This is a genomic window from Ruminococcus sp. NATIVEDY160 (assembly GCF_045819885.1).
Taxonomy (GTDB): Bacteria; Bacillota; Clostridia; order Oscillospirales; family Acutalibacteraceae; genus Ruminococcoides.
The window spans coordinates 1,240,538-1,252,458 of record NZ_CP162391.1 but is presented as its reverse complement, the minus strand read 5'-3'; the positions used below and the strand labels follow the sequence as shown (position 1 = coordinate 1,252,458).

11 protein-coding genes are annotated in these 11,921 nt (G+C 44.0%); 5 read left to right on the top strand and 6 right to left on the bottom strand.

What is annotated here, in order from left to right; genetic code table 11:
• The first annotated feature begins 107 nt into the window (after nt 1-107).
• Nucleotides 108-1,826: a phospho-sugar mutase gene (locus AB1I49_RS06120; protein ID WP_407720454.1), complete on the top strand. Its 1,719-nt coding sequence runs from the start codon at nt 108-110 to the stop codon at nt 1,824-1,826.
• 42 nt (nt 1,827-1,868) lie between these two features.
• On the opposite strand, the gene AB1I49_RS06115 is transcribed toward AB1I49_RS06120, so the two are convergent.
• Entirely contained in the window at nt 1,869-2,933 is a 1,065-nt protein-coding gene (locus tag AB1I49_RS06115) for a ubiquitin-like domain-containing protein (protein ID WP_407720453.1), read from the bottom strand.
• 416 nt (nt 2,934-3,349) lie between these two features.
• On the opposite strand from AB1I49_RS06115, the gene AB1I49_RS06110 reads away from it, so the two are divergent.
• The gene (locus AB1I49_RS06110) at nt 3,350-3,568 is read left to right on the top strand and encodes a hypothetical protein (RefSeq protein WP_186833093.1); all 219 of its coding nucleotides are present in this window, start codon (nt 3,350-3,352) and stop codon (nt 3,566-3,568) included.
• A 217-nt stretch (nt 3,569-3,785) separates the two neighbouring features.
• Entirely contained in the window at nt 3,786-3,932 is a 147-nt protein-coding gene (locus AB1I49_RS06105; RefSeq protein ID WP_186833094.1) for a hypothetical protein, read from the top strand.
• Nucleotides 3,933-3,990: 58 nt separating this feature from the next.
• On the opposite strand, the gene AB1I49_RS06100 is transcribed toward AB1I49_RS06105, so the two are convergent.
• From AB1I49_RS06100 to AB1I49_RS06080, 5 genes are all read right to left on the bottom strand, one after another.
• On the bottom strand, nt 3,991-4,671 hold the full coding sequence (locus AB1I49_RS06100; protein ID WP_316611241.1) for an AlkZ-related protein: 681 nt from the start codon (nt 4,669-4,671) through the stop codon (nt 3,991-3,993).
• A 22-nt stretch (nt 4,672-4,693) separates the two neighbouring features.
• Nucleotides 4,694-6,358, bottom strand: coding sequence for a glycerophosphodiester phosphodiesterase family protein (locus AB1I49_RS06095; RefSeq protein ID WP_407721642.1), 1,665 nt, complete (start codon nt 6,356-6,358; stop codon nt 4,694-4,696).
• 106 nt (nt 6,359-6,464) lie between these two features.
• Nucleotides 6,465-7,637, bottom strand: coding sequence for a glycerate kinase family protein (locus AB1I49_RS06090; RefSeq protein ID WP_407720452.1), 1,173 nt, complete (start codon nt 7,635-7,637; stop codon nt 6,465-6,467).
• Between the two features lie 147 nt (nt 7,638-7,784).
• Nucleotides 7,785-8,498 (bottom strand): hypothetical protein, encoded by a 714-nt coding sequence (locus AB1I49_RS06085; RefSeq protein ID WP_186833097.1) that lies wholly within the window; start codon nt 8,496-8,498, stop codon nt 7,785-7,787.
• A 643-nt stretch (nt 8,499-9,141) separates the two neighbouring features.
• Nucleotides 9,142-10,767, bottom strand: a complete 1,626-nt coding sequence (locus AB1I49_RS06080; protein ID WP_407720451.1) for a recombinase family protein — start codon at nt 10,765-10,767, stop codon at nt 9,142-9,144.
• Nucleotides 10,768-11,005: 238 nt separating this feature from the next.
• Here AB1I49_RS06080 and AB1I49_RS06075 point away from each other — a divergent pair, with 238 nt between their 5' ends.
• A complete protein-coding gene (locus AB1I49_RS06075) occupies nt 11,006-11,326 on the top strand; it encodes a hypothetical protein (RefSeq protein WP_407720450.1) in 321 nt (106 codons plus the stop codon).
• Nucleotides 11,323-11,808 (top strand): YolD-like family protein, encoded by a 486-nt coding sequence (locus AB1I49_RS06070; protein ID WP_407720449.1) that lies wholly within the window; start codon nt 11,323-11,325, stop codon nt 11,806-11,808. The genes AB1I49_RS06075 and AB1I49_RS06070 overlap by 4 nt, the downstream gene beginning before the upstream one ends.
• The last annotated feature ends 113 nt before the right edge of the window (nt 11,809-11,921 follow it).

Sequence of the window (11,921 nt, the reverse complement as noted above, 5' to 3'; positions counted from 1 at the left end):
CGGCGAAAAGAAGTTGCAGAATAACTTGTTTTTTTCGCCGTTTTATGTTATGATTATATAAAATTGGATACTATTATACCACTATCTTTTTAAAGGGGGATTATCCTATGGAGATTACTAAATTATATGAATCCTGGTGCAAAAACGCCGTTGAGGATCAGGATTTAATCGCTGAGCTCGAGAGCATTCGCGGTAACGAAAAGGAAATCTACGAGCGCTTCTACACCGCCCTCAAATTCGGCACAGCCGGTCTGAGAGGCGTTATCGGCGTGGGAACAAACAGAATGAACATCTATGTTGTCCGTCAGGCCACTCAGGGACTTGCAAACTATGTTATCAACAAGTACGGCAAGGGTGCTGTCGCTATTTCACATGACAGCCGTATCAAAGCCGACCTCTTCATGATAGAGGCCGCTAAGGTACTCGCCGCAAACGGAATCAAAACTTACATTACAACCGAGCTGCAGCCCACTCCCGTTCTCTCCTATCTGGTGCGCTACTTCAAGTGCCAGGCGGGTATCATGGTTACAGCCAGCCACAACCCCGCAAAATATAACGGCTACAAGGCATACGGCGAGGACGGCTGCCAGATGACCGACAACGCGGCTCAGGCAGTTTACGACGAAATCACAAAGCTCGATATCTTCAGCGACGTCAAGACAATGGACTTTGACGAAGCGATTGAAAAAGGTCTTATCGAATATGTTGACGACAGCGTTTATGACTCTTATCTCGACTGCGTGCTCGAGCAGCAGGTCAACCCCGGCATCTGCGCGGACGCGGATATCAGCGTTGTTTATACTCCTCTCAACGGCGCCGGCAACAAGCTCGTCAGAAAGGTTCTGAGCAAAATCGGCGTTAAGGAAATCAACGTCGTCAAGGAACAGGAGATGCCCGACGGCAACTTCACTACCTGCCCCTACCCCAACCCCGAAATCAAGGAAGCTCTGCAGAAGGGTCTTGAACTCTGTGAAGAAAAGCAGCCCGATCTGCTTCTTGCCACCGACCCCGACTCCGACCGTGTAGGTATCGCCGTAAAGGATTACGACGGCAGCTACCGCCTGATTACAGGCAACGAGGACGGCGTAATGCTGACCAACTATATTCTCTCCTGCAAGAAGGCTAACGGTACTCTTCCCGAAAAGCCCGTTGTTGTTAAGACTATCGTTTCTACAAAGCTGATCAACAAGCTCTGCGAAAAGTATGACTGCGAGCTCAAGAACGTTCTTACAGGCTTTAAGTACATCGGCGAGGTTATCCTCAACCTCGAAAAGAAGGGTGAAGAAAACCGCTACCTCTTCGGCTTTGAGGAAAGCTACGGCTACCTCTCGGGAACTTATGTAAGAGATAAGGACGCTGTCGTTGCCTCCATGCTGATTTGCGAAATGACCGCTTACTACAAGAAGCAGGGCAAATCTCTCGCTGAGGTTATCGACGGTCTTTACGAGGAATTTGGTTACTATCTCAATCAGACCTTTGCGTTTGAGTTTGAGGGCGCTGAGGGTATGCAGAAGATGGCTGATCTGATGTCGTCCACAAGAGAGAATCTCCCCGCTTCTGTCGGCAAATACAAGGTCGTCAAGGTTAGCGACTACCAGCTCAAGAAGGAAACCGACCTCGTTACAGGCGAAGTTGAGCAGCTCACTCTTCCCACCTCGAATGTTATTGCGCTTCACCTCGAGGGCGATAACGGCGTTATTATCCGTCCCAGCGGCACAGAGCCCAAAATCAAGCTCTACATCACCGCAGTCGGCACAGATAAGGTTAACGCGATTGCTGTTTGCGACGAAATTGTCGCGGCTTCAAAGCAGCTTCTCGGACTGTAAAATAAGCAAAAATTTTCCCCTGACAATTGTCAGGGGATTTTTTTATGAATAAATTTTTTTGCGTTTCCATTCGGCTCCGTCAGAGATTGCGGAAGCGTACGGCACATCAACCTTATCGTCATAGCTAAGTCCGAAATACGTGCTCTTATTGCTGTGCATACTCCACTCGGGGTCGTATATAAGACCGTTTATTTCAGCCCAGCCGTGGCCGCCGCTGTTTACAGCGTAGCTCTCGGTGTAACCGATTGCCCTGCCGACATAGGCGAAGGCTGCTCCGTAGCTGTAGCAGTCACCCTTGCCGTAAACAAAAATATCGTTCGCGCAAACCACCGGCCAGTCGTCCTCGCGGTACGGCGGATTATGACGGACACCCTCGAGGTAATCACTCTTGATTGAATCGAAGCATACCTTCAGCTTATCCTCCTTGGACATTGATGAATTTGTCCATCTTGCAACGTCCTTGCAGGCGAGATGAAGCGTCTTGTCGGACTCGGAAACGACCTTCGTCGCAACACCGCAAATCACATTCCAGTCCACTCCGTCTACTGTCACTGCGTCACAGTAATTGTAATCGACCTCGCCGTTCGAGCCGACATAATAATATCCGTCGGTGTCATTACCTTTTATCGTGTTAACTGACGACTGAGTTGCGGGTGCTTGGGTAGTCGGCTCCGCTGTAATCGGTGCAGCGGTAGTTTCAGGCTCCTTATGCTTTACAAGAGTAATCGTCATTCCGTTTGTCAAATAACTCTTCATGTTGTCAGGGGTCTCGTATTGTTTGATATCAAATCCAGCCTGAGTAATCGCCTGCTCAACCGTACCGCCGACAAGCTCCGGCTGCTGTGTATAAGTACCGTCAGTTACAGTTACCTTCGCATAACGCTTTACCGTCACCTCTCCTGCTCCGGCATCAGACCATCTCTTTGATAACTCCGGTTCAACCGTGTCGCGGGTACTCAGTGTGATACCTGCTTTTTTGAGTATTTCATCAACAGTCATATTATCCTTGCCGTCGACCGAAACGGCGTTTCCGTTGTCATTTACGGTTATCGTAACGTCTTTGCCGAAAAAAGAACACGAGGTTGCTGAAATCAAAACGACAATCAATATTATGACTCCGGCAAATATGCGTTTATTTCTCATCAATCCATAACCCCTAATAAAGCTTTGGCTTAATTATATTATATATCCCGCAGTTATGTCAATAGGCACAGCAAATCGACTGTTTGGGACAATCGCTCTGAAAAGTTTGTTAATCGTACACAAAAAGTTTCGTTATCACTAAATCATTATTCTCAATATGAATTATTTATTTTTCTTTTGTGCAAAAAAGCATTGTGATTTTGCATTATTTGCTGTCCATTATTGCGAGTTTTATTTCATTTTTATTAATTTTTTTGTGCCTTTTCGACTTAATTTGCAAGTCGCCTATTTTTTTGCTTCAAAATAAAAATTGACACAAAAGCCGCGTCATGATATAATTCTATATGTGAGGTAACTCACAAAAGGAAGGTATTTTTAGAATGAGTGAAGAGAAAATCACTGTGATAAACCCATTTGCAAAAATCGGTTTATCAAACGCGAACGCGGCGTCCAAGATCCAGAAAGGTAAAAAGAACCGCTGTGATGTTTGCGTCGGTACCGGTGTTATCCGATACGAGATTATCGGTGATAAAAGGATCGAGATCCAGTGTCCTCACTGTCTCGGTACCGGTATCCGCCACTTAAAAACTGTTAAGTAACATCACAGGGTTATAAGGATCCGCACGTGCAAAAGAGCGCCATAACGGAAGGCAGCCCCTACTGTTATGACGCTTTTTCTATTTTTGCTATTATTTCACAGAAGAAAATTACAAAATAATTATCGGATAACGGTTTTGTAATTTTCTAATAAAGACTCTACAAACTATTTTTCCGTGTTACAATACCATTGTTTTCAGTTGTACGGAGGTTTTGAATATGGAAAACAAAAAGACCTGCGCTGACTGCGTAAATCTCGGCAGAGCCGTTTACTGTATGCAGTGCAAAAGATTGAAAAAAGGCTATAAGGATATGTTCGTTGAACAGAAGCCTCAGACGGAACACAAAGTGATAAAAGCACAGTAAAAACCGCTGTCGGACAGTCAGTCCGGCAGCGTTTTTTCGTAGTTTGAATAGGACTTAATTAACTAATAAACTTTTTCAGCTTTTTCAGATCCTCGTTCGGAAAAAGCTTTGAAAAATGCTCCATTATTTTTTCACAGGACTCCTGAGGCTGTTTTTCATAAACTCTTTCTGTAAAGCTGCCGCCCATAAAACGCTCAGGGGTGGAGTACTCGGCAACTCCCCATCCGTATGGCTTGCCGAACTTATCCTTCATGTAAACAAAATCGCTGATAATGACATAACACTGACCCTGCAGCCGCGTGATAATGGTATCAAAGCCCCTGTTTCCGCCCTTTTTGTAGTTTCCGAGCTGTTTGAGACGCTTTGAGATTATCGGCGCATTGAAATCAACCAGCTCATATAGAGTCTTGTCACGGTAATTTGCCAGACCATCGTCGTAGCGGGCGTCAAAGTCGTAACCGTCGCGGCGGTAGTTCGCAAAATCCGGAAACCATTCGGGACTGATATAGCACGCCTTCTTTTCAAAGAATTTGCCGTAAGCGCAGCCTGTTTCACGGATCACCGGGCCCTTCCACTCCCAAGCACTCCAGACGCCATCATCACTGTCGTACCAGCAATCCCGTGTAATATGTTCCTCAATCGAAAAGCCTTCGATTGAATTTGCAAAGAACGGCAAAAAACCGAATTCATGGATTGCGTTTATCAAATCTGTCTTGCTGCTTATGATAAAATCCTTCAAGATAAATCACCTGCGAAAAAAATTATAAGGAATCAAATATATCCAATACGCCGTAGACTATCCTTTCCATTGGGGTCTGATTGTCAAGCTCCTCAATTATTTCCTTTGCACCCGACAAATTATCCGTAATCAACTCGTCGGCTCCGCTTTGAATAAACTCCTCGATATCCTCATCGTCGTTGACCGTCCATACCAGAACCTTCTTGCCGTTATTATGAATGCTGTTGATTGTATCCACGGTCGCGGTTTCTTCCTCGAGTGCGAGATAGTCGCAGTTGAGCTCGGCAGTATCGCCGAAGGAAGCAAAAGCAAGAAAACCTGTATTCATCTCCGGATAAGTGCTCTCGACGTAATCTATCAGGTCGTATTTAAGCGATATGATTACCGTTTCGTCCGTCATATTTCTGTCTTTTATTATCTTAACCGCCTCGTCAGCCATTTGCTTATCTGCGGTCTCGCCTTTCAGTTCAACATATAGCGTGAGCCTTCCGTGTGAGGCATCGAGCATATCCTCCAGTGTAGGTACGGGTTCTCCGTCGACCCGAAGCTGCTTTACCTCCTCCAGTGTCATCTCAGACGGCTTCTTGTCTACCCCGGCAACGCGTGAAAATGTATTGTCGTGAAGCACAATGTAACTGCCGTCCGATGTTCTCTGAATATCAATTTCTCCGCCTGATGCGCCCATTTTGTAAGCGACATCTAGACCGGCGGCGGTATTTTCGGGAGCTTCAGAACCGCCCGCACGGTGCGCAATAAACCCTGTTGTAACCTTACCCGGAAATAGTTCTTTATAGAAACAGGAAACCGAAACCGTCGTCAGGCAAACAAGCAAAACAAGAACTATTGCAGTAACGATAACTATAGGAGATTTCCTGTTTTCTCTTTCCTCATAGCGCCACTCCCCTTCGCTTTTGAAATCAAGATAAAGCGAGGTGAGCTTGAGCGTCAAAAGCGGCATTGTCATAAGTATGAACATCAGCATGACGCATGAAATCAATGACAGCGAAAACACGGTAATCGGGATTAGAACGCTTTCGGGTATCTGCAAAAACAAAGATAAAAAAATGATAAATGCCGTAATAACAAAAGCTGCCGCAAAAACAGCGAGGAATACAAGGAAAAATCTCAGAATTTCCGGAAAGAATTTTTTCTTGTTCTTTCTTATAAGATTAATTGAATTGCTGCCTGACTTTCTGAGCGTCATTCCGTCGATCAGGGTTCCGTGTAAAATAAAGATAAACAACACGCCGACTAAAAACAAAGCGGCAATCAGAATTACGGCACCGATTGAGAACAGCGGATTTGACCAGATAACCGAGCTTATGAATTTTGGAACATATAAGCCCCTTGTCAGCGAAATCACCAATTCAAATCCGATTATCGGAGAAAGCAGCGAAACATACAGAACCACCAGTATGCCCGGCGGATTCAAAAACCGTTTCAGAGATAAAAAGCCTTCTTTAATACAGTATAATACGGACGGTTTTTCTCCTGTTAAAAGCCTGTTGCAAAGAATCACAAGAGCATTCAGGTCAACCGCTACAAACAGGAACAGGTTAACTATCGCTAAGATAATAAGCAGTATTCCCTGCCATGTTGTAAATAGAAATGAGAAATCTCCGCTCGTAACGGCAACATGTCCCGTGCTTCTGATCAACAGCCTGGAAATGAGCGAAAAGCACGACATCCAGATTTGCAGAGCAAGAGAAGAAATAATCTGAAATAATAATATCGACGGGACAGACTGACGGTAAGGCAATAATCTTTGTTTTTTCATAGGAGTTTCACCTTTTTCATTTATAGTTTTGCGTACTGCCAATCCTCATTCCAACCTGAATCAGTCGGAACATTCTGACCGCTGCTTCATAGTACAGCGCTTCTGCGTTGTCCAGAGCATCATCAAGCGTCATCGGAGCATTCACTGTTGTCATAAGAGAGTCAATGCCAAAAGAACAAATATCCATAGCGCCTTTACCAAGAGAACCGCATAGTCCGACTGCGGGAATCCCGTTTTTCTTTGCCCGCATGCCGACTCCGCTCATAACCTTTCCGTATGCGCTTTGCCAATCGGCGCGTCCTTCCCCGGTTACCACCAGATCAACGCCTTCAAGACGTCTGTCAAAATCGATCAAGTCAAGAACGGTATCGATTCCCGATCTCATTTCTCCGTTGCAGAAAACCATTAACGCCGCTCCCAGACCGCCCGCAGCTCCCGCTCCTTCGACAGCGTCACAATCTACCCCTGTACACCGCTTTATTATTTCACGGTAAATTTGCATGCCTGATTCAAGCCGTCTGCGAGTTTGCTCATCAGCGCCTTTTTGTTCCGCGAAGGTATTCGTCGCTCCGTTATCACCGCAGAGAGGATTTCTCACATCGCACATAACGGTAACGCGGCAATCATGCAGTCTCTTGTCAATGCCGCTTGTATCTATGTCATAAACCTTCTCCAGATCTCTGCCGAAGCCTTCGAGCTCGTTGCCAAAGGAATCGAGAAAACGAACCCCGAGCGCACGCATACAGCCCATTCCGCCGTCGTTTGTCGCGGAACCGCCGATAGCTATGGAAATGTCTGTGTATCCGCTGTCGATTGCGTGAAGAATCAGTTCGCCTGTGCCGAATGTAGTAGTAGTCAAAGGATTGCGAAGATGTACAGGCACAAGCGGTAACCCTGATGCAGATGCCATCTCTATTACCGCCTTTTTACCGTCGATCACACCGTACGACCCGGTTATCGGCTTCATCAACGGGTCGTGGACCGGCGCGGAAATTATTCTGCCGTTTACAGCGGATACAACCGCTTCAACGGTTCCTTCGCCGCCGTCAGCAACGGAAATGCTTGAGCAATCACAGCTTCCATAAACTTCCTTTGCAGCTTTTTCAAGGATAACGGCGGTTTCGGCGCTTGACAGACTGCCCTTGAACGAATCTGACGCGAATAAGAGTTTTAACCGTTTATCTTTCATGATTTATTCTCCTGCTAAAATATAAATACATTATATCATAATATTTTTGCTTTGTGTATAAATAAAGTAATTAATTTTGTCAGAATTACAAATAACTATGAAAAAGCTGCCGGATAAAAATATCCGACAGCAATAAGTTGATCTTTTTTAATTGTTGTAGTATCCGTTTACCTCTTCATCGGCATATGTAAAACTATCGCTGCTGTAAAAATAATAGGTCGGAGATTGTGACTTGGAATAGTTTATTGCGCCAATATACCAGCATGCTTCGCCGCTCGGTGTAGTTGCGTCAATAACGGAAGCGATTCTCCAATCACCTTCACCGTACATCTGATTTGCTAAGGATATTACACCTTGAATGGCATGCTGCTGTGAGGAATCGTCTTGCTGATTTTCAGAACCATTTCCTTCATTTGAAGTGTCAGGATAACAAAATGTACTGCTGCTCAAGAAATAATATGTCGGAGATTGTGAATTAGAATAATTGATAAGTCCTACACGATAACAGGGGGAACCATTTGAGTCGACTGTCTCTTGAATTGATGCTACTCTCCAGTCACCTTCACCATAAAGAGATGCAGCATTTTCGGTCGCCTTCCGGATGGCTTTCTGCTGCTCGGAATCGTCAGTCTGTCCGTTAGAAGTCGTTTCGCTCTGCTCGCTGTTATTTACGGTTGAGCTTGCGGAAACGGCAGACTGCTTTGAATCAGCTTTTGTAGAAGCGGCAGTCGCAACCGTTGCTTTAGTTGAAGCCGCAGTTGTAGCCGTTGAATCCGAAGAAGCGTTCTGACCGCAGGCGCAGAGTGAGAGCGACATCGAAGCCGCCATACAAACAGCTAAAATTGATAATACCTTTTTCATAATCATACCTTCCTTCTTTCTATTATTACGTATTATAACATACTTTCTGAAACAAATCAAACCGGATATGCAAAAGAAAATTCACCTTGGTGTTTTACTGTTATTTTCTGTGTAGTTTTACAGTTTTTAAGTGTTTAGAAAGTGAGAAAAACGGATAATAATAAACAGACTTTTGAAGCGTCAATTATTCAGCATTCATGCGGTTTTTGGCGGTTTTATGCGAAAAGAAACGCCCTAATATAAAATTAGAGCGTTGGCTGGGCTGGCGTAGGGTTGGTTTATACTTTAATACCTGCCCCGCTTGCTGCGGCGTGTATCACCGTCACAAGTTTCATCTGCGCTCTCCCTAAAAATGTCCCACCGGGACATTTTTACCCGCCTGCGGCGGGCTCGGTCGCCTTCGAATCCCGCCGATTTATATAGTCAATAATTAAGGCACCCGTTTAGGGTGCCCTATTTATTGTCAAGGATGAGCAAAAAAGATGATTTTTCAAAAAACTTTGTCCTGAACTGAACTTGCGAAAAAACAGTAATCAATAATTGTTTCAGTTATTCTCATTACATTTTTGATACGGTAAGACATAATCAAATTAAATAACAAAAAAAGAAAACTGCTGAATCGAATCGGCAGTTTTCCTTATAACTACTGTACGGGCTGGTCAACCTCTGTTCCGTCGTTGAAGATTACTTTAATGCAATCCTTGCTTTGAACCACAACACATTGAAGCATTTGGCGAATCAGTCCGTCGTCAAATGCAAGGGGCTGATTTTCAAGGATATCCGCAAGTCTGATAATATCACTTATTCTTGATTCCGAGTTTGATTTATCATGTGCCGTATAAGCTTCAAGTTCTTTATTTAGGGCCTCTTTCTCTATGATTAGCGCAGTAAGCTTTTGCTCTATGATATCGTTGTTATCGTCATCAACAGATACAAGTGACATTACCTTTTGGAATTCATTATTTATCTCCTCGAGTCTCACCTTTATTTCAAGTTCCTTATCTTCATCGTGATCGCATTTTATACTCATTGCAATTTGCGTTTTCAAAGTTTGAAGGAGACTGGAGTTTTTCATGGCAACAGTTTGTATGGCATTCATAACTGCACGCTTAAGTTCCTCCTCACCTATTGTCGGTGAGTTGTGACAATATTTCTTTCCATAGTCCAGCCGGCTGATACATCTCCATACTATCCGTTTTTTTCCGGCTGATGTCCATGTACACCTTCGATAAGGCGTTCCGCATTCACCGCAGAGAAGGAGTTCTGTGAGAGCGTATTTTGATGAATACTTTCCCAACTCCGTTTTTGTGCCAACTTGCTTAACTTTTTGAAGTCCACTTCGACGGGCTAGTTCTTCCTGAACCATACCGAAAGTTGCTCTATCTATAATTGCCGGGTGATTGTTTTCGACATAGTATTTGGCTCGTTCTCCATCGTTTCTTTTTTTCTTTTTGGAGATACAGTCAACTGTAAACGTCTTGTTTATTATAGCGTCTCCCATATACTTCTCGTTCGTAAGAATTGAATGGAGCGTCCCGTATGTCCATATCTCTTTACCTGACGGAGTGCGAATTCCTCTTTCCTGCAGCTTTTTCATGATTGTATGATGGCTGTCACCTGCTAGGAAGCGTTCATAGATATAACGGATTGTTTCAGCTTCTTCCGGAACAATTTCCGGCGTACCATCTTCCCCTTTACGGTAGCCGAGAAAGTTTTTATAATGGAATGCTACATTTCCCTCTCTGGCGCTTTGCTCTTTTCCCCATCGGACGTTAGCGCTGATGTTTTCAGATTCGCTTTGTGCGATTGAGCCATAGACTGTGATATAGAACTCGGAGCCCTTTTCAATACTATGAATGCCCTGTTCTTCAAAGTACACATCAACATCGATGTCCTTTAACAGTCTTACATATTTTAGGCAATCAACCGTGTTACGGGCGAAGCGACTGATAGATTTTGTGATGATCATGTCAATTCTACCTCGCTTACACATACGAATCATTTTGTTGAACTCACCACGGTGTTTTGTACTCGTTCCGGATATACCTCTATCGGCGAAGATCTGGACAAGTTTCCATTTTGGTTCCGCATTGATTTTTTCCGTATAATACCTGGTCTGAACCTCGTAGCTGTTAATCTGTTCTTCTTGTTGTGTTGATACTCGGCAATAAGCCGCAACGCGCTTTTGTGAATACTTTTTTCGTTTATCTGTGCCTTTTTCAAGGTTTGGTTGAATTACCCTGACAACCTTTTGCTCAACTTGCGGCATGCCTTCCCTCCTTAATTATTTGACAATTTGTTAGCCCAATCATAACTGTATTGTCCGATCCGAATGTGATGCTATCAACTGTCCGATTGAATAGTTCAATTGGGAAACAATCTGCTTTTTTCTGGTTTTTATAGATACTTATAAGCCGTTGGGTTTCATACGGTTCATTCTTTATATCACCATAGCGTATTGTGAACAGCTCCAGTACACGAACTCCACAAAAAAAATAATGCAAACGATGATGGAGCTTTTTACACGAATAATTGACCCTGAACTTCTCATCCGGCGCGTTAATGTTTGTGCCTGCAATCTGATACGAGAACGTGACATACCGGCGGATGGACCGGAGCAACTAAGTTTATTTTTTGATTACGAAACCGTCCAAAAACAACGCGAGGCTGAGAAAAAAAGCGAGGAAAAAGAAAGAAATATACAGAGAGCCATGCTTAATCTGCAAGGGCGCTTTGGAAAAAATGTTGTTCTCAAGGGTATGAACCTCATGGAAGGTGCTACAACGAAAGAACGCAATGGTCAAGTGGGAGGTCATAAAGCGGAATGAACGACAAACAGGATGCACGAATCGTTTATGCTGATATTATCCATCTCCCCCACTTTCAATCCTCAAAACGTCAGCATATGTCCTTATATGATCGAGCCGCGCAGTTCGCCCCTTTCGCTGCGCTGACCGGATTTGATGATATGGTAACCGAGGAAGCGCGATTGACTTACAAACCGATAGAGTTGTCCGAGGCAGAGCTTGAAGTTTTGAACCGAAAAATGGATTTAGTGGAGCTGCTACTGCAAGACGGAGGACACCCGACGCTCTCGTTTACATACTTTGAGCCTGATGTGATAAAGGAGGGTGGCCGATACTTGACAAGGATCGGTATTGTAAAGAAGATTGACACCTTTGCAAAGAAGATGATTCTATATGGTTCGGACGATATAGAAAATAAAAAAATCCCGACGATTGATTTACAAATCGACAGGATTATTGATATCAGCGGATTTCCACCTGAATTCGATGAATATGAAAACTGATGATAAACCAATATAGTTGTTTATGGCAGAAACACAATCGTCCCCTTCGCAAAACGAAGGGGACGTATTAGTTTATTTGTATTTTTAATAACTATAGTTTAAGAAACAAACCG